The sequence below is a fragment of the Streptomyces sp. NPDC099050 genome, from assembly GCF_044759865.1.
Lineage (GTDB): Bacteria > Actinomycetota > Actinomycetes > Streptomycetales > Streptomycetaceae > Streptomyces.
Map to the genome: position 1 here is coordinate 231,300 of NZ_JBIWAE010000003.1, position 25,766 is coordinate 257,065.

At 72.9% G+C, this 25,766-nt stretch carries 13 protein-coding genes; 5 read left to right on the forward strand and 8 right to left on the reverse strand.

Features of this window, described 5'->3' with window-relative positions; all coding sequences use genetic code 11:
- Positions 1-43: 43 nt before the first annotated feature.
- The 4 genes from ACIQV3_RS06935 (at position 44) to ACIQV3_RS06950 (ending at position 5,894) form a co-directional block, all read left to right on the forward strand.
- A complete protein-coding gene (locus ACIQV3_RS06935; protein ID WP_403710488.1) occupies positions 44-3,097 on the forward strand; it encodes a pPIWI_RE module domain-containing protein in 3,054 nt (1,017 codons plus the stop codon).
- A gap of 247 nt (positions 3,098-3,344) precedes the next feature.
- Complete coding sequence (locus ACIQV3_RS06940; protein WP_403710490.1) at positions 3,345-4,925, forward strand: amidohydrolase; 1,581 nt, start codon at positions 3,345-3,347, stop codon at positions 4,923-4,925.
- An 8-nt stretch (positions 4,926-4,933) separates the two neighbouring features.
- On the forward strand, positions 4,934-5,164 hold the full coding sequence (locus ACIQV3_RS06945) for a hypothetical protein (protein ID WP_403710492.1): 231 nt from the start codon (positions 4,934-4,936) through the stop codon (positions 5,162-5,164).
- A 184-nt stretch (positions 5,165-5,348) separates the two neighbouring features.
- On the forward strand, positions 5,349-5,894 hold the full coding sequence (locus tag ACIQV3_RS06950; RefSeq protein WP_403710494.1) for a GNAT family N-acetyltransferase: 546 nt from the start codon (positions 5,349-5,351) through the stop codon (positions 5,892-5,894).
- Positions 5,895-5,979: 85 nt separating this feature from the next.
- Here ACIQV3_RS06950 and ACIQV3_RS06955 read toward each other — a convergent pair whose 3' ends face one another.
- From ACIQV3_RS06955 to ACIQV3_RS06980, 6 genes are all read right to left on the reverse strand, one after another.
- Positions 5,980-7,149: an acetylornithine transaminase gene (locus ACIQV3_RS06955; RefSeq protein ID WP_403710871.1), complete on the reverse strand. Its 1,170-nt coding sequence runs from the start codon at positions 7,147-7,149 to the stop codon at positions 5,980-5,982.
- Between the two features lie 56 nt (positions 7,150-7,205).
- Positions 7,206-8,147 (reverse strand): acetylglutamate kinase, encoded by a 942-nt coding sequence (gene argB, locus ACIQV3_RS06960; protein ID WP_403710873.1) that lies wholly within the window; start codon positions 8,145-8,147, stop codon positions 7,206-7,208.
- Between the two features lie 17 nt (positions 8,148-8,164).
- Complete coding sequence (gene argJ / locus ACIQV3_RS06965) at positions 8,165-9,316, reverse strand: bifunctional glutamate N-acetyltransferase/amino-acid acetyltransferase ArgJ (protein WP_403710496.1); 1,152 nt, start codon at positions 9,314-9,316, stop codon at positions 8,165-8,167.
- Complete coding sequence (gene argC, locus ACIQV3_RS06970) at positions 9,313-10,350, reverse strand: N-acetyl-gamma-glutamyl-phosphate reductase (protein ID WP_403710498.1); 1,038 nt, start codon at positions 10,348-10,350, stop codon at positions 9,313-9,315. The genes argJ and argC overlap by 4 nt, the downstream gene beginning before the upstream one ends.
- A gap of 87 nt (positions 10,351-10,437) precedes the next feature.
- Positions 10,438-11,109, reverse strand: a complete 672-nt coding sequence (locus ACIQV3_RS06975; RefSeq protein ID WP_403710500.1) for an isochorismatase family protein — start codon at positions 11,107-11,109, stop codon at positions 10,438-10,440.
- Between the two features lie 174 nt (positions 11,110-11,283).
- Positions 11,284-11,496 (reverse strand): MbtH family protein, encoded by a 213-nt coding sequence (locus tag ACIQV3_RS06980; protein WP_389439135.1) that lies wholly within the window; start codon positions 11,494-11,496, stop codon positions 11,284-11,286.
- Between the two features lie 192 nt (positions 11,497-11,688).
- Here ACIQV3_RS06980 and ACIQV3_RS06985 point away from each other — a divergent pair, with 192 nt between their 5' ends.
- The gene (locus ACIQV3_RS06985) at positions 11,689-12,804 is read left to right on the forward strand and encodes an alpha/beta hydrolase-fold protein (RefSeq protein ID WP_403710502.1); all 1,116 of its coding nucleotides are present in this window, start codon (positions 11,689-11,691) and stop codon (positions 12,802-12,804) included.
- Between the two features lie 163 nt (positions 12,805-12,967).
- On the opposite strand, the gene ACIQV3_RS06990 is transcribed toward ACIQV3_RS06985, so the two are convergent.
- Positions 12,968-14,671 (reverse strand): ABC transporter ATP-binding protein, encoded by a 1,704-nt coding sequence (locus ACIQV3_RS06990; RefSeq protein WP_403710504.1) that lies wholly within the window; start codon positions 14,669-14,671, stop codon positions 12,968-12,970.
- Positions 14,658-25,739 carry an amino acid adenylation domain-containing protein gene (locus ACIQV3_RS06995; RefSeq protein ID WP_403710506.1) on the reverse strand — a complete coding sequence of 3,694 codons (11,082 nt, stop codon included), beginning with the start codon at positions 25,737-25,739 and terminating at the stop codon, positions 14,658-14,660. Before ACIQV3_RS06995 ends, ACIQV3_RS06990 begins: the two co-directional genes overlap by 14 nt.
- Positions 25,740-25,766: the final 27 nt, after the last annotated feature.

A 25,766-nucleotide genomic window follows, 5' to 3' on the forward strand; every position in this document is an offset into this window, starting at 1 on the left:
GACGCGCATCCGACCCGATACGAGAACGCAGGGAGATCCGACCATGTACAAGAGCATTCGTCGATCCGCGTACCACCTGGCCGAGGACAGCACACCCTGGGTCGAGGACTTTCACGTGCTCCCCTTCCCCGAGCACTGGCACGCCGGACTCCTCGAACTGCACAACCACGGTCGGGACGAGGAGAAGCAGCAGCTGACGCTGCCCACCCGGCGGCTCGACGGCGTACTCCAGACGCTTGCCCCCGACGTGATCGTCCGCCCTCGCCCCCGACCCCCCGTCGAGCAGACAGCAGAGACCACCGATGGCTTCTGGATGTACGTCCCCGCCTCGGTACCGGACCCCCTCCCGAGCCGCTCGATGCAGCAACTCCTCAGCGCCTGGCTGCGTACCCTCGGCCCCAAGGACGCCGCTCAGGATCCCCCGTTCCGCTCGCTACTCCTCGCGAGCAGTGCCGCTCTAAAGCGGAACCTGCCCGAGTGGCAGCCAATCACGGGCGTCGAACTACTCAGCGCCACGGCGACCCCGGGCGGTACCGCCGCCCCCGAACCGAGGCAGTTCCAGCTCGCCACTGACGCACTGGCGCGCCGCGTCCTGGCCCTCGACGCCTTCCCCTTCGAAGGCGGGAAGTTGCACTTCCGGGCTCTGCCTCGCGGTCCGCGTGACCAGGGTGCCGAACTCATGTCGCAGCCCCTGTGCCGGACCGTCAAGCGCAAAGAGTGGTGGTTCTCCGTCGTCCTGAACATCTCCCTGCACACTACGCCGTTCGATCCAAGGCCGCGCCTCCACCTGCACTGGGGCGTACGCCGGTGGGCCACCCACCCCCGGGCAACCACCAAACACCTCAATCTGCCCTACCGGGAGGCCACCACCGTCTACCTCCGGCCCACCATCCCCTGGCTGCCCGGAGCGCCTGCCACCGACCGCTACGCTCTCGCCCGCCTCCGCCGTGACCGGGCCGCCGACACCTTCGTCTGGTCGGAGAACGACACCGCCGGCATCCTGCGCGGACTCAGCCTCGCCGGCAATTTTCCCGACCCCGAACAACTCCTCACCGAGCCGGAATCCTGGATCGGCGAGGGCCGCGGCGTCCGCGCCGCCGTGGTCCACAGCACCAGGATGGGGAAGCACGAGATCGGCACCGGCTTCATGCCCAACCAGCGGGCCCAGCTGACCGAATGGGCCGAGCAGGCGCTCCCTGATTCGCTGGTCCGGGTGCCCGACTTGGTGCGCGGACGCGGCAAGGGCATCGGCGCGCCGGAGAACCGTCGGCCCAAGCCGAGGACCGACGAGGCCAAGAAGGCCGAGCTGCTGCGCGAGGCCCGGGCGCGGCGCGTGGCTCTCGCGGAACAGTCCCGGGTCGCCGGGCACAACCTGGAGGAGGGCCGCCAGCCGTTGGTGGAGGCCCGGCTGCTCTGGCAGTCGCCCGAGGTGCGGAAGGCAGCGGTGGCACAGTTCACCAAGGCCTTGGGGCTCGACGGCGACGGCGGCACCTGTGCCTCCCAGGTCTCGGACCGGGATTTCGACGAAGCCAGGCCCGGAGCACCGGTCGTCCTCGAATGGCGGACGGTGGAACTCACCCTCCGGCTGCGCTGTCTGCCCCTCGCCAACGGACTCGGCGACCGCCTCGTACCCGACCCGGCCGTTAAGGGAAGGGGCGCGGCCACCGCCGCGGCCATCAGTGAACGCCGCCAGGCCTTGCGTTCATGGCTTGCTGACGACGGCACGGACCCTTCGCGCCCCGGACTCGTCCTGGTGGAGGTCGCTCACCGCAGCACCTTCCGCCCTGCGTCGACAGATCCCAAGTTCGCCGTCCGCCTCGGATGCGCCGACGCCGGGCTGCTGACCCAGTTCATCGTGACCCCGTCCAGCGACCGTCAGATCGACAACGTAGAGAGCCTCGATCACCGCACGCACAGCTCCTGGCTCGACGGACTGCGTCAACTCGGCGTCCGTGTCCTACCTCAGCACACCCTCGATGACGACCTCCCCATCGGGCTCCAGTACGCGGCGCTCTGGATGGTGAAGCGCCGCAAGGACGGTCCGACCCGGCTTCCCAAGCACCTCCCCGTGGCCGTCCTGGTCACCCCTCTGCCGGACGGGGAAGGGCTCGCGGCCGTGCGGGGCTGGGATGACAGCACGGGTTCGTGGGTTCCGTACCCGCATTTCCTCCTAGGCCTGGTGAAGCAGGCGGAGATCAACCCCGAGGCGTTCGCAGATCTGCAGCCTCTGGACGACGGCATCAACCCCACGACGCCCCGAGTCACCAGCAGGCAGTGGCGTACCAATCTCGCTCAACAGCGCAAGGAGACTGCTTCATTCCTCCAGCGCGTACTCCACTCCCTTCGAGGACAGCCCACCGCTCTCATCACCCACGCGCAGAACAGCAGGCTGCACTGGCCGTGGTTGCAGGACGGCCAGACGGAACGTGATCTGATCAAAACCGGTCATGCCCCGGCTGGCCGACTCGACGACGAGCTCCGTCTGGTACGAGTACGCGGGCTCGGTGGACGTGAAGCCGCCCAGTGGTGGGGCCTGGCCGAGGCCGGCAAGCCGCACGGACAGCCTGCCGGCTTCTGGACACAAGGCCCCCGGCGCCGGGACGCAGCGTCCCCACGCGAGCGGGTCTTCTACAGCACTACCGAACGCCCCGGTACCCACGCGGTTTCGCCCGCTCTGGACCGCCTCACCACCCGAGTCAACGCGGCGGGCAACCTCACCTCACAGGCAGGCACCAACGCCTGGAATCCGACCCTGGTCGAGATCGCCGTCCTGGGCTGCCACGAGGCTGATCCGATTGCCCCCGTCACGGGAGAACAAGATGATGCCGAGGCCCTGGCTCTTGCCGTACACCAGCTGCGCCAGGCGCCAGACTACGCCGCGGCTCTGTCTCTGCCCCTCCCTCTCCACTTGGCAGGCCTGGCCCAGGCATACGTCCTTCCGATGCTCGCAGAGCCCGGGGGGAGCCCCCAGGAGGAAGTGGCGGATTCGACAGCGGAACAGAGCGTCGAGGACTTGGACCCGGACCTGATCGACGCCCCCGGACTGTCCCAGGAACCCGACATGGACGACGGGGTAGAGCGGCACGGCGCCTCGTGAACCACGTTACGGACCTCCGCGAGCCAAGCCGCGTACACCGGTAGCACGCTGCGGGGCGCCCAGTATCAGTGTGCGTACGGCCTACCGCGGTGCGCCGTGGCTGGGGGGAGAACGGGGACGACAACTCGCACATTGACCACATGTCGAGCCTTCAGTTAGCCTTACCTAAGTCGGACTCGGCTGCTGTTGGTGCGCGGCCCGGAACCCGCCGTGGCGGCCTGACGGACACCTCAACGGACGGACTGCCATGCTGAGTTCGAGGCTGACGAACGCGAACATCCTCACCATGGACCCCGACCGGCCCGTCGCCCGCACGCTGGGGATCTGGCGGGGGCGGATCGTGGGGCTCGACGAGGAGGTCGCCTCGTTGCCCGCGCGGGAGGTCGTCGATCTGCGGGGGGCCACCGTGCTGCCCGGGTTCATCGACAGCCACGTGCACCTGGCCTGGACCGGGCTGAAGCAGAGCACCCCGAGCGTCGCCCCGTGCGAGCGGGTCGAGGACGTGCTGGCGGTGGTGGCCGAGGCGGTTTCCCGGGCGAGCGGGGACGGGGCCTGGGTCGATGTCATGGGGTACGACCAGCGGGCCCTCGGGCGGCATCTGACCGCCGCCGAGCTGGATGGGGTCAGCCGCGGGCGCAAGGTGTTCCTGATGCACGATTCGGGGCACGCGTGCGTGGTGAACAGTGCGGTACTGGGCTTGCTGCCCGACGGTGTTCCGCACCAGGACGGCTTCCTGGCCGAGGAGGCCATGACCGCCGCGCGGCGGCTGCGACTGCCGTACGGGCAGGAAGAGATCGCCGGCGCCGTCGAGCGTGCGGCCCGGACCTGTCTCGCCGAGGGCGTGACCGCCGTCGCCGAGGCGGGCATCGGGGGCGGGCTGCTCGGGCACAGCCCGGTGGAGCTCGGCGCCTACCAACTGCTGCGGGACCAGGGGCGGCTGCCCCTGCGGGTGCAGCTCATGCCCGCGGGCGATACGTTGCGGCCGCGCGCGTCGCACCGGGAGGACGGCATTCCGAGGGCTCTGGACCTGGGCATGCGCACCGGGTTCGGTGACGACTGGCTGTCGCTGGGCGCGCTCAAGATCTACACCGACGGCGGGATGATGGCCCGTACGGCCGCGCTCACGGCCCCGTACGCGGGCACGGACCACACCGGCCAGCTCCAGGACGATCCCGAGCGCCTCACCCAACTGATCATCGACGGCCACCTCGGCGGCTGGCAGCTCGCCGTCCACGCCATCGGGGACCGCGCCGCCGACCTCGCGCTCGACGCGCTGGAACAGGCGCAGCGGCTGCGGCCCCGGCCGGACGCGCGGCACCGGATCGAGCACGCCGGGCTGATCCGCCCCGACCAGCTCCCGCGCTTCGCACGCCTGGGGGTCAGCGCGGTCGTCCAGCCGGCCTTCCTCCACTCCTTCGGGGACGACTACGCGGACGTGATGGGTGCGGAGCGGGCTCCCTGGATGTACCGGGGGCGCGGGTTCCTGGACCACGGGGTGACGCTCGTGGGGAGTTCCGACCGGCCGGTCACGGACGGGTCCCCGCTGCGGGCGATCCAGTTCATGGTCGAGCGCGCCTCCGCCTCCGGCCGGCCGATCGGGCCGGACGAGGCGATCACCGTCGACGAGGCGCTGCGCGCCTACACGGTCGCCGGTGCGTACGCCTGCCGGTGGGACGACCGCGCCGGCAGCCTCACCCCGGGCAAGCGGGCCGACCTGGTCGTCCTGGGTGACGACCCGCGATCCGTCGATCCCTCACGGATCAGCGGCATCGAGGTCCTGGCCACGTGGGTCGACGGAAACGAAGCTACGGACAAGGGAAAGTTGTGATCAGTGCTGTGATCGGTCAAGGGAACGTCCTGGAACGGTTCTCCCCGCTGTGGGAGGTGCCCGAGATGCCGCCGCGCTGGGTGATCTGGCACGCGGGCGCGGGCGACTCCTTCGTCTTCGACCGGGAGTTCAACATGCCCGTCGACGTGGACGACACGCTCCTCGGGGAGGTCCTGTGCCGGATGCGCGAGGCCGGGGCCCCGGAGGGTGACGACTACCCCGGCCGCCCGTGCGGATGACGGCCGCGGCGGCCCTGGACCCCGCCGCCCCGTGCGCGTGAGCCTGTACGCGGATCGGGCGCGGGAGTTGCTCGGCGACCGGCGACTTGGCCCGACAGCTAGGTAAGGCTAACCTTACCTAGATCGTTCCGCCGGGAGGCCCCGCCCCCGTACCCGCACACGGTGGAACCGAGGAAGGAACACCTTGACCACGGCCACGCTGCATCCTGCCGCCGCGCACGCCACTTCGACGCCCCGCGCCCACGCCCCCGCACCCGCACTCGCCTCCCGGTGGCACGAGGTCCCCGAGTTCGCGGTGCGCCCGGCCCGCCGGGACGACGGTCCGGCGCTCGCCGCCCTCTCCCGGCCGTTCGCCCGCGCCGGGGCGCTCCGCGAACGCCCGCTCTCGCTGTACCTCTCCCGCGCGTCCGACTTCCTCGTCGCGGAGGCGCCCGACGGAACCCTCGAGGGCTGTCTCGGCCTGCGCGAACACCCCGCCGCCGGCGTGCTGTACAACTTCTGCGTCGCCGCCCACCGGCAGGGCACGGGCATGGGCGCCCGGCTGCTGCACGCGGCGTTCGCCAGGGCCCGTACGCGCTCCCTGGCCACGCTGTTCACGGCGACGACCGGCAGCGGCCGCCTCTTCCTCGGCCACGGGTTCCGCCCGGCCTCCCCGAGCCTGGCACCGGCCGACTGGGCGCGGTCCCTGGACCCCGCCCGGGGAGCACGGGTCCTGGCCCGCACCCTGTAAGCGGCCGCAGACGGCGAAGGGGGCGCAGACGGCGAAGGGGCGGGTCCCCTGAGGGACCCGCCCCGAGTCGCACCGCCGGCCGGGCCTACGCGGCTTCGAGGATCGCGGGCAGCGCCGCCAGCAGGGCGTCGGCCCGCTCCTGCGGCAGTGTCAGGGCGGGAGCCAGCCGTACGACGCCCGCGCCCGCCGCGTTCACGAGGAACCCGGCGTCCTGCGCGGCCCGCTGGACCCGAGCGGCGACCGGCTCGGCGAGGGCGATGCCCAGGAGCAGACCGGCGCCCCGCACTTCGCGGACCAGGGGGTGTTCCAGTGCCTCGATGCCGAGCCGCAGCCGCTCCCCCACCCGCTGGGCGCGGGCGAGCAGCCCCTCCTTCTCGATGGTCTCCAGGACGGCGAGCCCGGCCGCGCACGCGACCGGGTTCCCTCCGAAGGTGGAGCCGTGCTGACCGGGGGTCAGCAGTGCGGCGGCGGCGCCGAAGGCGACCGTGGCGCCGATGGGCAGGCCACCGCCCAGCCCCTTGGCCAGGGTGATCACGTCGGGCCCGGCTCCCGGCTCCGCCTGGTGCGCGAACCAGTGGCCGGTGCGGCCGATCCCGGTCTGCACCTCGTCCAGGACGAGCAGGGTGCCCGTGGCGCGGGTGATCTCGCGGGCCGCCCGCAGGTAGCCCGGCGGCGCCGGGACGACTCCGGCCTCGCCCTGCAGGGGTTCGAGCACGACCGCGGCCGTGTGCTCCGTGACGGCCGCGCGGAGCGCCTGCGCGTCCCCGTAGGGAACGTGCGTGACCTCCCCGGGCAGGGGCAGGAAGGGGGCCTGCTTGGGCGGCTGGCCGGTGAGGGCCAGGGCCCCCATGGTGCGCCCGTGGAACCCGCCCTCCGTCGCGACGAGGTGCGGGCGGCCGGTCCGGCGGGCGATCTTGAAGGCGGCCTCGACCGCTTCCGCGCCCGAGTTGGCGAAGAACACCCGGCCCGGCCTGTCCAGCAGTGCCAGGAGCCGTTCCGCCAGCGCCACGGCCGGTTCCGAGACGAACAGGTTCGACACGTGGCCGAGCCGGGCGACCTGCCCCTGGACGGCCGAAACCAGGGCCGGATGGGCGTGCCCGAGGGCGTTGACGGCGATCCCGCCGGTGAAGTCCGTGTAGGCGCGGCCGTCCTCGTCCCAGACCGTGCTGCCCTCACCCCTGACCAGGGCCAGGGCGGGGGTGCCGTAGGTGTCCATCATCACCGCGCGCCAGCGGTCGGCGAGCGGGGCCGTCATCGTGCGGTCGGCGAGCGGGGCCGTCATCGTGCCGTCGGCGGTCACGCTGTCGGCGGTCACGCGCCGTCCCCCTCGTCGCCCGGACCCCGCGGGCCGGGCTCGTCGTCCGGCAGTACCGTGGTGCCGGGTCCGTCCTCGGTGAGGACTCCGCGCAGCAGCGCGTGCGGCGACCGGCCGTCGATGACCTGCGCCCGGGCGACGCCGGCCCGTACGGCGCGCAGGCAGCCCTCCATCTTGGGGAGCATGCCGCTGGCGAGGTCCGGGAGCAGGGCGTCCAGTTCACCGGCCGTCAGGCGCTCGATCACCTCGGTGCTGTGCGGCCAGTCCGCGTACAGCCCCTCGACGTCGGTCATCACCACGAGCCGGTCGGCCCCGAGGGCCACGGCCAGGGCCGAGGCCGCGAGGTCGGCGTTGACGTTGTAGACCTGGCCGTCCTCGCCGCGCGCGACGGGCGAGACGACGGGGATGCGGCCCTGTTCCAGCAGTGCGGCGATCGCGCTGCCGTCCACGTCGACGATGTCGCCGACCTGGCCGATGTCCACCGGCCGGCCGTCCACCCAGGCCGGGCGCCGTACCGCGGTCATCGTGTGGGCGTCCTCGCCCGACAGGCCCACGGCGAACGGCCCGTGGGCGTTGATGGCCCCGACCAGTTCGCGCTGGACCTGACCGGTGAGCACCATGCGCACGACGTCCATGGTCTCCGGCGTGGTCACCCGCAGCCCGGCTTCGAAGCGGACCTCCAGGCCGAGCCGGTCGAGCAGTGCGCTGATCTGCGGCCCGCCGCCGTGGACGACGACGGGCCGCAGGCCCGCGTGCCACAGTTCCACGACGTCCTGGGCGAACGTCCGCTGCGCGGAGGGGTCCACCATGGCGTTGCCGCCGAACTTGACGACGACCGTGCGGCCTTGGAGCTGCTCCAGCCAGGGCAGGTCCCGGGGGGCGGGCACGGTGTCCGGGGTCCGCGCCCGCGCCTGCGTCCGCGCCCGTGTCGTCTCCATCGTCATCTCGGCCCCGTTCAAGAGCTGTAGGCGCTGTTCTCGTGCACGTACTCGGCCGTCAGGTCGTTGGTCCAGATGACGGCCGAGGAGTCACCGGAGCGCAGGTCCACGGTGATGGCGATCCGGCGGCCGGACAGGTCGACCTCGTCCCGCGACTCTCCCCCGGCGCCGTCCCGGCACACCCAGACGCCGTTGATCGCCACGTCCAGCCGGTCCGCGTCGAAGACGGCCGCGGTCGTGCCGATCGCCGACAGTACCCGGCCCCAGTTCGGGTCCTCTCCGTGCAGCGCGCACTTGAGGAGGTTGTTGCGGGCCACCGAGCGGCCCACCTCCACGGCGTCCTCCTCGGAGGCCGCGCCGACCACGGCCACCTCGATCTCCTTGGAGGCGCCCTCGGCGTCCGCCACCAACTGGAGCGCCAGGTCCCGGCACACGGCGTGCACGGCCGCCGTCAGCTCCGCGGGTCCGGGCGTGATGCCCGAGCTGCCCGAGGCGAGCAGCAGCACGGTGTCGTTGGTGGACATGCAGCCGTCCGAGTCCACCCGGTCGAAGGTGGTGCGCACCGCGTCGCGCAGCGCCTCGTCGAGCACGTCGGCGCTCGCTTCGGCGTCGGTGGTCAGGACGACCAGCATGGTGGCGAGGCCCGGGGCGAGCATTCCGGCGCCCTTCGCCATGCCCCCCATGGTCCAGCCGGGGCCGGCGGTCACCGCCGTCTTGTGGACGGAGTCCGTGGTCTTGATCGCGACGGCGGCCTCCTCGCCGCCTTCGGGCGACAGCCGGTCCGCGGCGGCGGCGATGCCTGCCGTCACCCGGTCCATCGGGAGCCGGACACCGATGAGGCCGGTGGAGCACACCGCGACCTCGTCGGCGCCGGTTTCCACGGCCAGCGCGGTGCGCTCCGCCATCACCCGGGTGTCCTCGGCGCCTCCGGGGCCCGTACAGGCGTTCGCGCCACCGGAGTTGAGGACGACGGCGGAGATCCGGCCGTCGGCGAGCACGCGGCGGGACCAGCGTACGGGCGCGGCCTGTACGCGGTTCGAGGTGAAGACGCCGGCGGCGGCGCGCGACGGCCCCCGGTTCACCACCAGGGCCAGGTCCGGGTCACCGGACTCCTTGATGCCGGCGCGCACGGCGCCGGCAAGGAATCCGCGGGCGGCGGTCACACTCAAGGAGCCACTCCATTCATGGGCAGGCCCAGCCGTTCCGGCAGGCCGAGGGCTATGTTCATGCTCTGCACCGCGCCACCGGCGGTGCCCTTCGTCAGGTTGTCGATGGCGCTCACGCAGATCAGCCTGCGGGCGTCCGGGTCCACGGCGATCTGCACCTGGGCGGTGTTCGAGCCGAGGACGGCCGCGGTGGTGGGCCACCGGCCGGGCGGCAGCAGCCGGACGAACGGGTGGTCGGCGTACGCGGCTTCGAACACGGCGCGCACCTCGTCCTCCGGGAGCGCCTCCGCCTCCGGGCGCAGCCGGGCCGAGCAGGTGGCGAGGATGCCCCGGGGCATGGGCGCCAGGGTGGGCGTGAAGGAGACGGTCACGGGCGCACCGGCCGCGCGGGACAGGTTCTGGGCGATCTCCGGGGTGTGCCGGTGGCCGCCTCCGACTCCGTACGGGCTCATGGAGCCCATGACTTCGGCGCCGAGGAGGTGCGTCTTGAGCGCGCGTCCGGCGCCGGAGGTTCCGCTGGCGGCGACGATGACGGCCTCGGGCTCGACCAGGTGCGCCGCGTAGGCGGGGAACAGGGCCAGGGTGACGGCCGTGGGGTAGCAGCCGGGAACGGCGATCCGGGTGGCGCCCTTCAACTCCGCCCGGACACCGGGCAGTTCCGGCAGTCCGTACGGCCAGGTGCCGGCGTGGACGGTGCCGTAGAACCGCTCCCAGGCCGACGGGTCCCGCAGCCGGAAGTCGGCTCCGCAGTCCACCACCAGCGTGCTGGGCTCCAACTCGGCTGCCAGGGACGCCGATTGGCCGTGAGGCAGCGCGAGGAACACCACGTCGTGCCCGCGCAGCGAAGCGGCGGAGGTGTCCAGGAGGATCCGGTCGGCGAACTCCGCCAGCTGGGGCTGTACGGACCCCAGCGGACGCCCCGTGCTGCTGTGCGCGGTCAACGCACCGACCTCCACGCCGGGATGCGAGCTCAGCAGGCGGAGCAGCTCCCCGCCGGCGTAGCCGCTGGCGCCGGCCACCGCGACCCGTACGGTCATGTTCTTCCGCTCTCTCTCGGTTCGTTGGGCGATCCAGCGGCGGCCGGCCGCGGGCCGGACCCGCGGTCGCGCGTCGAGGGGACGCGCTCAGGCATCCTTGCGCACGCCCGGCGACCCTCCGGCGAGCAGCAGCTCGCGGAGCAGGGTCTCGGTCGTGCACACCACCGCGCTGCGGGCGGCCCAGCGCAGGGCCATCGCGTGCTCCTCGGCGGAGAAGTCGGCGATGGCGTCGGCGACCACGAAGGGCTGGATGTCGTTCATGAAGGCGTCCGCGGCCGTCAGGAGGACGCCGAGGTGGGCGTGGACCCCGCAGACGATGAGCTGGTCGCGCCCCTCCGAACGCAGCAGTCTCCCCAGGTGGCTGCGGAGGAAGGCGTTGTGGCGCACGTTGGCCAGCACGCGCTCGCCCGGGCGCGGGGTGAGCGGCGGGACGATCTCGGCGGCGCCGGTCCCGTCGTCACCGATGCCCGGCCCCCAGACGTCCGCGGCGAGGCCGCGCCGGCCGGGCGACTGGGCGGCGGGCTCGGCGGTGAACACGACCGGTATCCCGAGTGCCGTGGCGAGGGCGCGCAGAGCCGCGATGTTCTCCACGAGTTCCACGACCGGGGAACGGTCCGTCGGGAGCTCCCCCACGAAGTGGTTCTGCATGTCGTGGACCAGTAGTGCGGCGCGGCCGGGGTCGATGGCCCAGGACGCGCAGGAGGGGGGCAGGGAGGCCCGGTTGGGCATGGCGTAGGAGCCGATGGCCGGCAGGCCCATGACGATCCCCTCCCCCTGATGCCGTGCGTGCGGCCCCGTGCAACGCATGTAGTTAGCTTAGCCTAACCTAACTCTCGCGTTCCACCCCGGCTTCGCCCCTCGAACGCGACGCGACCTCGAACGCGAAGCGGCCCCGGACGCGCCGCGAGCGCGGTACGTCCGGGGCCGTCCCGGTCAGGCTTCGACGGCCGCCGCGAGGGACTTGGGGCGGAGGTCGGTCCAGCTCGACTCGATGAACTCCAGACAGGCGTCGCGGGTGGTCTCGGCGAGGGCGACCGTCCATCCGCCGGGAGCGTCGGCGAAGGACGGCCAGAGGGAGTGCTGACCCTCGTCGTTCACCAGGACCAGGAAACGGCCGTCGGCATCGTCGAACGGGTTGGTGCTCATACTGGGGTTCCTCCAGGAGCCCGATGGGACCGGCGGTGGCGCCGGTGTGCGGCGCGCCGCGCGCGCAGTCCGGCCGCGGGCGCCGTGCCCGTGGGGAAGGTCGATCAGGAATGAAGAGAGCCGTCCACTTAGGTTAGGCTCCCCTAATTATAGAGCTTAACGTTTCCCCTTCCCCCTCACAAGGAGGCACCGATGCCTGCACTCGAACGGATCCTGGCCGAGGACGGCTCGGACAGCCCCTTCGCCGCGTTCGGCCTGCCCGGCGCGCCCGGCACCGATGAGTTCTGGGCGGCCGCGGCTCCCGCGTCCGCGCCTTCCGGTGACGGCGGTTGGGTCACCCTGTTCCTGTGGCGCGGCAGCCCGACGGTCATCGATTTCGAGAGCTGGTCGGACCCGGTGGCGCTGCTCCGCTGGCGCGACACGGACTGCTGGTACGCCGAAGTGCGCATGCCCGCGCGGCTCCGGGTGACGTACCGGTTCCTCGCGGATGACGGATCGTCGTACCCCGATCAGCTCAACCCGCTCCGGGCCGGCGGCGAACGCTCCATCGTGGCCACGCCGGACGCTCCGCCCCAGCCGTACTGGCCCGCCGTGGGCGCCGACGACGTACTGCCCCTGCCGCGCACCCGGATCCGCTGGGCGAGCGAACGGCTCGGCGGCAAGCGCACCGTACGGGTCCACCCCGTGGGCGGCGGCGGCCCGGTGGTGCTGCTGCTCGACGGGGACGACTGGCTGTACCTCCACCCGGCCGTGACGGCCTTCGACGCCGCCTTCGAAGCCGGCGACATGCCCCCGGCCACGCTGGTGTTCCTGCCCACCAAGGACCGGGAGAAGGAGTTCGGTTGCCGGCCCGAGCTGTGGGAGGCGGTACGGGACGAACTGCTGCCGCTGGTGGCGGACAGCGGGGTGAACGCGGACCCCGGCCGGCTCGTCGTCGCCGGGCAGAGCCTCGCCGGTCTGAGCGCCCTGTACGCGGCCACGGAGTTCCCGGAGCTGGTGTCCCGGGTCGCCTGCCAGTCGGGGTCGTTCTGGTGGACCCCCGGGGCCGTGGGCCGGCCTGACCCGCTGGGCGGTCCGCGCGGCGGCGCCATCGCGGCCCGGCTCCGCGAGCGCCCCGCCCCGTCCGGGCTGCGGATCGCCTTCGACCTGGGCGAGCACGAGACCCGCATGCGCCCCCACTGCGAGCTGGTCGAGGCCCTCACGGAACAGGCCGGTGCGACCGTACGGGTCTCGCGGTCCGCGTCGGGCCACGACCGTGCGGGCTGGCGGCAGGCCCTGCTCAGGGACGTGGCCTGGGCGCTGGCCTGAGCACTCAACGACACGGCAAGGGGGCCTGGTCGCCCGGCGATCCGCCGGGCGACCAGGCCCCCTTCCGTTCGCCCGCTCCCCGCTCACCAGCTCAGCGGCTCACCGGCTCACCGGCTCACCGGCTCATCAGCTCAGCGGCTCAGCGGCTCACCGGCTCATCAGCTCAGCGCGTGACCGCCGCGCAGTAGGCCGGATCGCTGGCCAGCAAGTGCCGGTGCGTGCCCTCGGCCGTGACCACCCCGTCGTCCAGGACCAGGACCCGGTCGGCGGCGTCCAGCAGGGCCGGGCTGCTGGTGATGACCACGGTGGTGCGACCCCGCCGCAGCTCCGCGATCTTGCGCGCGACGAGCTGCTCGGTCACGGCGTCCACGGCCGTGGTCGGATCGCGCAGCACCAGCACGTCGGAGTCCGCGGCCAGTGCCCGGGCCAGCGAGAGCCGCTGGCGCTGCCCGCCGGAGAGGTTCGAACCGCGGTCGCGGACCTCGTGGTCGAGTCCCTGCCGGTGCAGGGCGACGACATCGGTCAGCATGGACGCCTCGACGGCCTCGCTCACCGTGCGGCTGGTGCCCGAGGGGTCGATGTTCGTACGGAGGGTTCCCGCGAAGATCTCCCCGTCGTACGGGTTCACCAGCATGAGTTCGCGGACCGCCTCGACCGACAGGTCCGCGAGGTCCTGCCCGCCGAGCCGCACCGTGCCGCCGTACGCGGCCGGCGGCACGTTCACGGCCAGGATCGAGGCGAGCTCGGCCGCCGCCCGCGGCTGGTAGGCCGCGATCGCGGTGAACCGGCCCGCCGGGACGTGGAACTTCAGGCCCTGGAGGGACTCGTACCGGACGCAGTCGATCTCCAGGTCCCCGCCGGGTGCCGGGCGGGCCGTCCCCGGGGCCGCCACCGGCGGGGCGTTCAGCACCAGGGCCATCCGCTCCGCCGAAGCGCGGGCCATCATCACGTACTTGGGCATGTCCGAGAACAGCCGCAGCGGCTCCATGATGAACTGCGCCAGGCCCACGGCCATGACGAGCTCACCGATGCTGATCTGCCCGTCGAAGGCCAGCCAGCCGGCGGTCAGGGTCACCGAGGCGGCGAGGATCGCGTTCAGGCCCAGCGCGGTGCCCGTGTAGACGCCGTTCACCCGGGCGACGGTGATGGCCTGTTCCTTCGCCTCCGTGCTGACCTTCCGGTAGGACCGGAACGCCGCGTGGTTGCCGCCGAATCCGTGCAGCGGGCGCAGGCCGGTGATCAGGTCGGCCACCTTCGCGCCCGCCCGCGCCACCCGGGCCTGCTGCTCCTGCGTGCTGCTGCCGATCCGCTTCGACATCACGCTGAGCGAGGAGAGGATCAGAGCCGTTCCGACCATGACCAGCAGGCCGAGCCGCAGGTCCGCCAGGCCCAGCGCGACCGCCGCCACCAGCACGGCGACCGAGGAGCTGATCAGCATCGGTACGACCTCGACGATGTCGGCGGTCTGGTCGGCGTCCTCGGTGGCGATGGTGAGCACCTCGCCGGACTTGAGGTCCACGTCCCGGGCCACCGGCTGGAGGCCGCAGGACGCGACCCGCACCCTCCAGTGGTGGGCCTCGGTCGTGTTGGCCTTCTGCAGGATGCGCATCCCGAACCGCCACGACAGCGACACGGTCGTGATGATCACGGCCAGCGCGGCGATCGAGAGGGCGAGGGCCAGGGGACTCCGCCCGCGCATCGTGTGATCGACGATCAGGCCGAGCGCGATCGGGAAGGCCGTCTCGCCGGCCTGGTACAGGCCCATGAGGACGGTGCCCCAGACCATGGCGCCGCCGTTGCGCCGTACGGCGGCCTTGAGGATGTCGGATCCCGCGCGGCGGGATCCGTGGACGTCAGGAGTTGTCATCGATGTGCCCGGCAATCGCTTCGGGGGTTCGCAGGGTGAGCAGGTCGCGGATGGTGATGGTCGGGCCGAATTCACGGCGCAGGAGTCCGACCAGGCGCACGGCCAGCATGGAGTGTCCGCCGAGCGACACGAAATCGCTCACGGCGCTCACCTCGTCGTCGTCCAGGTCCAGGGCTTCGGCGAAGAACTCGCAGACCAGGACCTCGGTCTCGGTCTCCGGGCCGCGCTCGCCCGAAGTGGTCAGCGCTCCCAGCGGCTTGGGCTCCGGCAGGGCCTTGGTGTCGGCCTTCCCGTTCACCGTGAGCGGGATGGCGTCGACCTGGGCGTAGTGCGTCGGGCGCAGGTAGTCGGGCAGCCCGGCGCCCACCTCGGCGGCGACCGCCGCCAGGTCGGAGCCGTCCGTCAGCACGAGGTACGCGGCCAGCCGGTGGGCGCCGTCGACCTGCGGGTCGGGCTGGGCGACCGCGGCGGTGAACCGTACCGCCGGGTGCGCGGCGAAGGCGGCCTCCACCTCGCCCAGTTCGACGCGGTGGCCGCGGATCTTGACCTGCTGGTCGGTGCGGCCGAGGTACATCAGGTTCCCGTCCGGCCGCCGGATCACCAGGTCGCCGGTGCGGTACATGCGCTCGCCGGGCGCGCCGAACGGGGAGGCGACGAACCGGTGCGCGGTCTGGGCCGGCTGGCCGAGGTAGCCGCGGGCGATGCCGATGCCGGAGACGTAGAGCTCACCGGGAACACCGTCGGGCAGCGGCCGCAGCCAGGGGTCCAGGACGAAGACCTCGGTGTTGTCGATGGCCACGCCCACCACCGGGTCCTGGCACTCGAAGGTGCCGACGCCCAGGGTGTTGATGGTGTATTCCGTGGGTCCGTACAGGTTGTACCCGACCGTCCCCTCGGTCTCGGCGAGCCGCTGCCACAGGGTCGGGGTGACCGCCTCGCCGCCCAGGAGCACCAGCGCGGGGCGCCGGTCCGGGTTGTCGAGGAGGCCTTCGGCCGCCAGCTGCTGCGCGTAGGTCGGGGTCACGTTGACGACGTCGATCCCGTGTTCACGGCAGTAGTCGACCAGCGCGGGTGCGTCGCGGCGCAGTTCCTCGTCGCAGATGTGCACCTCGTGGCCGTCGGCGAGCCAGAGCAGCTCCTCCCACGACATGTCGAAGGCGAAGGACACGGTGTGCGCGATGCGGAAGATCCGGTTGCCGTGCTCCGCCAGCACCGGTGCGAAGATCCGCCGCTGGTGGTTGATCAGCATGTTGGTGAGTCCGGCGTACTCGGTCACGACGCCCTTGGGCTTGCCCGTGGAGCCGGAGGTGTAGATCGTGTACGCGGGGTGGCGCAGCCGGTTCGGGTCGTCCGGTGCGAAGGTCACGAGCGGCTCGGCCGGGGGAAGGGGCCGGTCCAGTTCGATCAGGTCGCCGGACCCGACCGGGCCGCCGGTCAGCCGGGGCGAGACGGCGCTGACGGTGAGGATCACCTCGGGCCGGGCGTCCGCGACGATCGTGGCGATCCGCTCGTCCGGGTGGTCCAGCTCCAGCGGTACGTACGCGGCTCCGGTGCGCAGTACGGCGAAGAGCGCGACGATCCAGTCCAGCGTGCGCGGGATCGCCAGGCCCACCGTCTTCTCCGGGCCGATGCCGCGTCCGGCGAGCACGCCCGCCAGCAGGCGGCTGCGGCTCTGGAGTTCGGCGAAGGTCATGCTGCGGCCCTGCGCGACGAGCGCGACCCGCTCGGGTGCGCGGTCCGCCGCCAGGTCGAAGCGGTCGACCACCGTGTCGGTGCCGATGTCCGTACGGCCGGCCGGCGCGGGCACCGGCCCGAGGCCGGGCAGTGCGCCCACCGGACCGGTGGAGCGGGCCAGGTCCTGGAGCAGGCCGACGTAATCGTCGAGGAGGCGGCGGGCGCCGGCGGAGTCGCCGTGGCGGTGCTCCAGCTTGACGGTGAGCCGGTCGCCGGGGGTGACGACCCAGGTGAACGGGTAGTGGGTGGAGTCGTCCGACTTCACCTCGGTGATGCCGTGGCGGGCGTTCATCTCCGCGAGCCCGTCCAGGTCCAGGAAATTCTGGAGCACGAACAGGTTGTCGAACAGGGTGTCGTGGCCGCTTGCCCGCTGGATCTCGCCGAGCCCCAGGTGCTCGTGCTCCATCGCGTCGACCCGGGCCGCCTGTACGGACGCCAGGTACTGGCCGACCGTGTCCCCGGGCCTGGCCCGCGTCCACATCGGCACGGTGTTGAGCAGCACGCCGACGATGTCGGACAGGCCCTCGCCGTCGCGGCCGGAGACGGTGACGCCGAACACGGCGTCCCCGCGGCCGGTGTGGGCGCCGAGGAGCAGGCCGAAGGCTCCGGTGAGGACCGAGTTGAGGGTGACCCCGTGTGCCTTGGCCGTCTCCCGCAGCAGCTGCGACTGTTCGGCGGTCAGGGTGTGCAGGAGCGCGGGCGGCAGGTCGTCCGAGAGGGCCGGCGCCGGTCCGGCGAGCAGCGTCGGGCCGGTGAGCCCGGTCAGGTGCTCGGCCCAGAACCGCTCCGAGAGCGCCGGGTCCCTGTCGGCGAGCGTGCGTGCGTGGTCCTCGAAGGCCGGTACGGCCGGGGCCCTGTCCGGCTGTTCCCCGGCGGTCAGGGCCCGGTAGGCCTCGAACAGGTCGCGCAGCACGAGCGCGCGGGACCAGCCGTCCCACAGCAGCAGGTGGTAGCTGAGGAGCAGGCCGTCGCGGCCGTCGGGCAGCCGGATCACGGTCAGCCGGACCAGCGGCGGCTCGGCCGGGTCGAAGCCGGTGTTGCGGTCCCGGACGCGCAGGGCTTCGACTTCCTCGTCGCCCGACAGCTCGACCGTGTGGACGCCGACCCGGCGGCCCGCCTTGAGGACCTGGACCGGGTTGCCGTCGTCGTCGGTGGTGAAGCCCGCGCCGACGACCGGGTGCCGGGCCATCACCACGGCCATGGCCTCGGTCAGGGCGTCGGTGTCGAGGCGGTGGTCGAGGGCGAAGTAGCTCTGCGCGACGTAGTGGCCGGCCGGGCCGGCCAGCTGGGCCTGGAAGAACAGGCCCCGCTGGAGGGCGGTGACCGGCGCCGTGCGCTCGGTCGTCACGGAGGCTTCCGCGAGGGTTTCCAGGGCGTGCAGCCAGTGGGTGGTGATCTCGTCGGGGATCTCCTCGGCGAGGGTGAAGTGCGCGTGCAGGCTGCCGGTGGCCGCGTCGGTCCAGGCGTTGACCTCCACGGCGTACGGGCTGCCCTGGTCGCCGCCGGTGATCTGCGGGGCCTGGGACTCGCTGCCCCGGCCGAGGTAGTTGAAGAGCACCTGCGGGCGGGCGGTCAGCAGCGGGGCCGTCTGCGGGTTGAGGTAGCGCAGCCGGCCGTAGGCGAGGTGCCCGGACTCGTCCGGCTGGCGCGCCGCGAGCTCGCGGGCCGCCGCGACCGGGTCGGTGTGCGCGGTGAGCCGGACGGGCGCGATGGCCGTGAACCAGCCGACCGTACGGGTGTAGTCGTGGTGCTCCTCCACGGCCACCCGGCCGTGCCGCTCCAGCTCGATCGCCAGATCGGTGGGCGCGGGCTGGATCCGCGTCAGGGCGGTGCGCAGGGCGCCGCACAGCAGCTCGGTGAGGGTGACGCCGAGTGCGGCGGGGGCGGTGCGCGTCACCCGGTCGGCGGCCTCGGGGCCGAGGACGACGGTGGTGTCGCGCAGCGCTCCGGAGGCGGGCAGCAGCCGGGGCGCCGCCAGGGTGTCCACCCAGTGGCCGAGGTCGTCGGCGCCGGCGGCGGACCGCAGGGTCAGCGCGTCGGCGTACTCGGCGTAGGAGGTGGTCGCCGGTGCGAGGGGCTCCCCGCGCAGGGCGGCGGCCAGGTCGTCCAGCAGGATCAGCCAGGAGACCGCGTCGACCGCGATGTGGTGCACGGTGACCACCAGGGTGCCGGTGGCCGCGAGCCAGGTGAAGGCGGCGACCTCCCCGGTCTCCGGGTCGAGCCGTCCGGCGGCCTCGTTGGCGGCGGCCGTGGCGTCGGCCGTGTCCGCGCGGACCACGGTGGCCCCGCGGGCGGGTTCGGTGCGCAGGGTCCACACGCCGTGCTCGGTGTGCAGGCGCATCCGCAGGGCCGCGTGAGCGGCCAGTACGGCGTTCGCGGCGCGCTCGATGTCGGCGAACGCAGTGCCTTCGGGCACCTCCACGGTCCGGGCCTGGGCGAACCGGGCGAGGGAACCGCCCAGTTCGCGCTGGCGCAGGATGATCGGCGTGGGCGCCAGCGGGCCGTCCTCGCGGCGCGCGGGGGCCGCGGCGGGGGCCTGGGCCTCTGGTGCGCGCGTGCCCAGCAGCCGGGCGAGCGCGCGCGGCGTCTTCAGGAGGAACACGTCGCGGGGTGCGATCGGCAGGCCGAGCGCCCTGGCCCGGTTGACGACGGTGATGGCGATGATGCTGTCGCCGCCCGCGCCGAAGAAATCGGTGTCGGCGTCGGCGGCCGGGTGGGACAGGGTGTCCGCGAAGATCCCGACGAGCGAGGCGAGCGCGGACCCGGTGACGGAACCGGACCCGGTGACGGAACCGGACCCGGTGACGGAACCGGACCCGGTGACGGAACCGGACCCGGTGACGGAACCGGAGCCGGTGACGGAACCGCTGCCGGAAACGCCGTCCGCCGGGGTGTCGTCCTGCGCGGCCCGGGCGGCACGCTCGATCAGGGCCTTGCGGTCCAGCTTGCCGTTGACGGTCAGCGGCAGGGCATCCACCGGGAGGACCCGGCCGGGCACCATGTGCACGGGCAGCTTCTCCGCGAGGAGGACGGAGAGGTCGCCGGGCACCCGGCCCACGACGTGCGCGACCAGGTGGTCGCCGCTGTCGGCCACGGTGACGGCCACGTCGACCACGCCGTCGAGGTCCCGCAGCGCGGACTCGACCTCGCCGAGCTCGATGCGGAAGCCCTTGAGCTGGACCTGGTCGTCGGCGCGGCCGGTGAACTCCAGCTCCCCGTCGAGGGTACGGACGGCCAGGTCGCCGGTGTGGTACATCCGGGAGCCGTCGTTCGCGAACGGGTTCGCCACGAACCGGCCCGCGGTCAGGCCCGGCCGCCCGAGGTATCCGAGGGACACCTGGTCGCCGGCGACGTAGATCGCGCCGACCTGACCCGGCGGCACCGGCCGGAGCCGGTCGTCGAGCAGGTGGGTGACCAGGCCCGGGATGGGCCCGCCGATGGGGCTCACCTCGTCGCCGAAGGCGAAGTCCTCGTCGGTCAGCACCCGGTGGGTCACGTGGACCGTGGTCTCGGTGATCCCGTACATGTTGACGAGCTCGGGCGAGGCGGTGCCGTGCCGCTCGACCCAGCCGCGCAGCCGCCCGAGGTCCAGCGCCTCGCCGCCGAAGATGACGCGGCGCAGGGCGGGAAGGGGCTCCCCCGCGTGCCGGTCGGCCTCGACGAACTGGTAGAAGGCCGAGGGCGTCTGGTTGAGCACGCTCACGCCGCGCTCGCGGACGAGGCGGTGGAAGTCGACCGGGGAGCGGGTCAGGCCGTAGTCGGGCACGAGCAGCTCACCGCCGTGCGCCAGGGCTCCCCACAGCTCCCAGACCGCGAAGTCGAAGGAGTAGGAGTGGAACTGGACCCAGACGTCGTCGGGACCGAAGTCCATGTCGGGCTGGGTGTTGGCGAGGAGCGCCACCACGCTGGAGTGCGGGACGACGACGCCCTTGGGCCTGCCGGTCGACCCGGAGGTGTAGATCACGTAGGCGGGGTCGTTCCAGCTGACCTCTTCCGTCGAGGACGCCGTGGCCTCGCCCGTCCCGGCGGCCTCCTGCGGCAGTTCGTCGCCCTGTACGAGGACACGTGCGGGCACTCCCGCCCGCTCCAGCAGGGCCGTGAAGCGTGCGCGCTGACCGGGGTCCACGAGGACGGCCTGCGGGGCGGCGTCGCCGAGGACGTACTCCAGCCGCTCGTCCGGGTAGGCCGTGTCGAGCGGGACGTAGGCGCCGCCCGCGCTGACGATCGCGACCAGGGCGACGACCTGCTCGATGGTGCGCGGGACGGCCACGGCCACGCGCCGGCCCGGGCCGACCCCGGCCGCGCGCAGGGCGGCGGCCAGTTCGTCCTTCGCGTCGGCGAGTTCGCCGTAGGTCAGCGAGCGGGTGGTGCCGTCGAGCGCGCACTGGGTGACGGCGGTGGCCGCCGGGTCCCGCCGCGCCGCGGCGTCGAAGAGGGCGCCGAGGGTGGTCGGGGCGATCCGCACGGGGGTCCTGCCGTCCTCCGGCGCCAGGTCGCCGACGGGGGCGTCCGGCCGGGTGAGCAGGGCGGTGAGGGTGTCCGCGAACCGGTTGAGGACGTCCCGGGCGCTGCTCTCGCGGAGCAGTTCGCCGTCGTAGATCAGGTTGAAGCGCGGGCGCCCGTCGAGGGCCCGCTCCACGACCAGGGTCAGCGGGTAGTGCGGTGCTCCCTCGTTGACGAGGCCGGTGACGGCGAGGGTGTCGCCGGTGCGGCGCAGGGCGGCCACGTCGGTGGCCACGTCGAACACGACGAGGGTGTCGAAGAGGGAGCCGACGCCCGCCAGGCGGCCGATCCGTGCCAGCGAGACGTGCTGGTGGGGCAGGACGGCGCCCTGGTGTTCGCGGACCGAGGCGAGCAGGTCGCGCGCCGTGGTGGCGGCGGACCACCGGGCACGCAGCGGGACGGTGTTGATGAGCAGGCCGACCATGTCCTCGATGCCGGGGACGTCGGCGTCGCGGCCGGAGACCGTGGAGCCGAAGACCACGTCGGCGGAGTGCAGGATCCCGCCCAGGGTCACCGCCCAGGCGCTGTGCACGGCCACGCTCAGGGGTACGCCGGCCGACCGGGCGGCGGCGTCGATGTCGAGCCCCGGCTCCACGGAGGTGTCGGCGAACCGGTCGGACGGGGTGTGCTCCCGGGCCACCAGCGAGGGGCCGGACAGCTCGGCGAGCTCGGCACCCCATACGCGGTCGCTCTCGTCGGCGTCGCGCTCCGCGAGCCAGCCGACGTAGTCGGGGAAGCCGCACAGCGCGTAGGTGCTGCCCGGCGCGTGGTACTCGGCGAGGAGCGCCCGCAGCATCGGGGGCACCGACCAGCCGTCGGCGATGATGTGGTGGACGGTCTGCACGAGGACGTCGCGGCCGGATTCCGGGTCGCGGACCAGCGTGAACCGCATCAGCGGGCCGGTGGCCAGGTCGAATCCGGCGCGGCGGTCCCGCTCGGCGAGGTCGTGGAGTTCCGCGTCGGTGATGCCGGGCCGCTCCAGGGTGGTGAAGGGCGCCTCGGCGCCGCTCTCCAGGACGGAGACGACGCGGCCGTCGGCGAGGGCCGTGAACCGTGCGGCCAGGTTCGGGTACAGGGTGAGCAGCCGGGTGGCCGCGGCCGCGAGGCGGGCCGGGTCGAGCTCGCCCTCCAGCGTCAGCAGCTGCTGTTCGACGTAGCTGCCCGCGGAGTCGTCGTCGAAGACGGAGTGGAAGTACAGGCCTTCCTGGAGCGGGGTCAGCGGCAGGACGGCGCGCAGCTCGGGTCCGTCGAGGGCGTCGACGTCGGCCTGGGTCAGCCGTACCAGCGGGAAGTCGCTGGGCGAGTGGCCGCCCTCCTCCAGTGCGGCCAGGGCGGTGAGGGCCGCCTGGAAGTACCCGCCGATGGCCTCGATGTCCTCGTCGGTGAACATCCCGTCGGGCCAGGAGAGGGTGGTGACGAGTTCGTACGCGCCGGTGGCGGAGGGTTCGGCGATCGCGTTGAACTCCAGGGCGCGCGGCAGGCGCATCCTCGGGTCGCGCTTCTCGCCGAGCTGGCCGGTGGTTCCGGAGAGCTGCCAGTCCCCCGAGGCGCCCGCGTCGAAGCGGCCCAGGTAGTTGAAGAGGACCTGGGGTGCCGGGGCCGTGAAGGCGGCGTCGGCCAGGTAGCGCAGGGCGCCGTAGGACACGCCGTTGCTCGGTACGCGGGCGAGGTCCTCCTTGACCGCCTTCAGCGCGGCGGCGAGGTAGCGGGGGTCGGTGAAGTCGCCGGCCGTGCCGGGGTCGACGGTCACCGGGAACAGTGTCGTGAACCAGCCGACGGTCCGGGAGAGTTCCGGCTCGATGCCGGTCGCGCCCGCCACGTGGCGGCCTTCGCGTCCGTGGCCCTCCAGCTCGATGTGCGCGAAGGTCTGCTCCTGGCCGCGGCCCTGGCGCCACCGGGCGAGGGTGACGGCGAGCGCGGTCAGCAGGACGTCGTTGACGCCCGCGTGGAACTTCGCGGGGATCTCGCCCAGCAGCGCTGCCGTGGCCTCGGAGCCGACGGTGAAGATCCGGTGCCGCTCCCGCTCGACCGTGTCGGCCTCGGACGGGGCGCGCCTGCCCAGCGGTGCGTCGGGGCCCGGCAGGGGGCGCTCGTAGTGGGCGCGGTCCGCGTCGAACCCGGCGCTTCCCAGGAGCTGGGTCCAGCGCCGGAACGAGGTGCCCACCGCCGGCAGTTCGATCTGCGTGCCCGCGGAGAACTGGCGCCATGCCGTGGCCAGGTCCTCCATCAGGACCCGCCAGGACACGCCGTCGATGACCACGTGGTGGGCGACCAGGACCAGCTGGCGGGCCTCGCGGCGCCAGACGGCCCGCAGCATCACGCCGCCGTCCGGGTCCAGTCCCGCGGTGGCGAGGGCGACGCACGCGTCGAGCGGCCCGTCGCTCTCCTGCCAGTCGGCCGTGGCTCCGCCGGCCTCCGGGATGTCGAAGCTCCAGCGGTCCCCGCGCACCAGCCGGGCGCGCAGCATGTCGTGCCGGGCGACGACGGAGTCGAGGATCGGGCCGAGGGCGTCGGCGGTGAGGTCCGCCGGGGTGTTCAGTACGACCGCCTGGACGAAGCCGTCGACGGCGTCCGTGGTCCGGCCGAGCCACTGGACGATGGGCGATCCCACGACGGGACCGGTCGCCACGTCGGCGTGGTCCACCCGGGCCGGGTCCTCGCGGCCGGCGACGGCCGCCAGGGCGCCCAGGACGCTGTTGGCGAAGATCTGCCCCGCGGTGACGTAGAGGCCCGCTTCGCGCAGCGCGCTCAGCAGGGAGATGGCGAGGATGCTGTCTCCACCGAGCTGGAAGAAGTCCTGGTCGACGCCGACTTCCTCCAGCCGCAGCACCGAGGCGACGGCCGCGCACACGGCGCGCTCCTCGTCGGTGGAGGGCCGGAGAGACGCGCCGGTGACGATCTCGGGCTCGGGCAGGGCGCGCCGGTCGAGCTTGCCGTTCGCGGTGAGCGGGAACTCGGTCATCACGACGATGTGGGCGGGCACCATGTACTCGACCATGTGCGCGGTGGCCCAGGCCTTGACCTCGTCGGCCCGCAGCTCCGTGGCTCCGGCGGCCGGGATCACGTACCCGACCAGGTAGGTGCCGCCCGCGCTGTTCTTCTTCGCGATGACGCAGGTGTGGCGTACCGCGGGGTGCTCGGCGAGGCCGGCCTCCACGTCCTCCAGCTCCAGGCGCATGCCGCGGATCTTGATCTGGTTGTCGGCGCGGCCGAGGAAGTCCAGGGAGCCGTCGGGGGCGAACCGGGCGAGGTCGCCGGTGCGGTAGAGGCGGGAGCCGTCGGTGGCGAAGGGGTTCGCCACGAACCGGGAGGCGGTCAGACCGGGTGCGTTCACGTAGCCGCGGCCCAGGAGGAAGCCGCCGACGTAGAGTTCGCCGCCGACGCCGACCGGGACGGGGCGCAGCTCGTCGTCGAGGACGTACAGCTGGGTGTTGGGGTTGGCCTTGCCGATCGAGGTCGACAGGCGTTCGGCCTCGCCGCGGTAGATGACGTGGGAGACGCCGATGGTCGTCTCGGCCGGGCCGTAGCCGTGGTACATGGGGATGTCGAGCCGGGTGCGGTACCGCTCGTACAGCTCGGGGGTGAGCACCTCGCCGCCGCACCACACGTGGCGCATGCTGTCGAGGCGGTCGGAGTCGCCGGCGATCTCCAGCAGGACATCCAGCATGGAGGAGACGAGGTAGGTGAAGGTGACGCGGTGTTCGGCGATCACGCCGAGCAGGTGGTGCGGGTCTCGTTCGCCGCCGGGCCGCAGGACGACGAGGCGGCCGCCGCAGACCAGCGGGAGGAAGATCTCGTTGATGGATATGTCGAAGGACAGCGGCGCCTTGAACAGCGAGGCGTCGTCGTGGCCGAAGCCCAGGATCTCCTCGACCTGCCACAGCAGGCGCTCGCTGATCGCCTCGTGGCGGATCATCGCGCCCTTGGGGCGGCCGGTGGAACCGGACGTGAAGATCACGTAGGCGAGGGAGTTGCCGTGCGCGGTGATTCCGGTGTCCCCGGCGGGCTGGTCGGCGTACCGCCAGTCGTCGAGGTCGACGGCGGCGGCGGCCGGTTCCGCGGGGTCGTGCTCGCCGGAGTCGTTGAGCTGCAGCACGACCCGCGCGTCGTCGATGACGACGGCGCGGCGCGCGGCGGGCCACTGCGGGTCGAGCGGGACGAAGGCGCAGCCGGCCTGGAGCACGCCGAGCAGGCCGATCACCATGTCGGCGGAGCGGCCCAGCGAGATGCCCACGACCTGCTCGGAGCCGAGCCCGCGGCCGATCAGGTGGTGGGCCAGCTGCGCGGACAGCTCCGCGGCCTGGCGGTAGGTCAGCGAGCGGTGCTCGTCGACGATGGCGACCGCGTCCGGCCTCAGGCGCGCCTGTTCGCGGAACATCTCCACGATGGTCGGCCGGACCCGGTCCGCCGCGTTGTCGTTCCACTCGGCCAGGGTCGTGAGCCGCTCCGCCACAGTGGACGGGCTGATGGTGCCGAGGGGCCGGTCGGGGAAGTCCGCCAGGTCGTCCAGCGCGAGCTGGGCGCCGGACTGCGGGACGTTCGCGGGGACCGCGATGGCCCAGCCGTCCGGGGCGGCTTCGCCGGCCTCCCAACCGCCGGTCTCCCAACCACCGCGCGCGCTACCGCCGTTGTCGACCCACCCGAGGACGTCCGCGAAGAGCGTGCCGGGGGTCAGGTCGATGCCGTCGGGGCTCTCGCCCGTCGCCCAGTACGACAGCCCGATGGCACAGGCCTCGGCGATGGTCCGGTCGGAGTATCCGCCGGTACGCCGGCACACGTCTGCCAGGCGCGTAGGAGAGATCAGCACGAGACGAGCGCTCGGTTCCATCATTGAAGACTCAACACCCTTCCAAGGTAG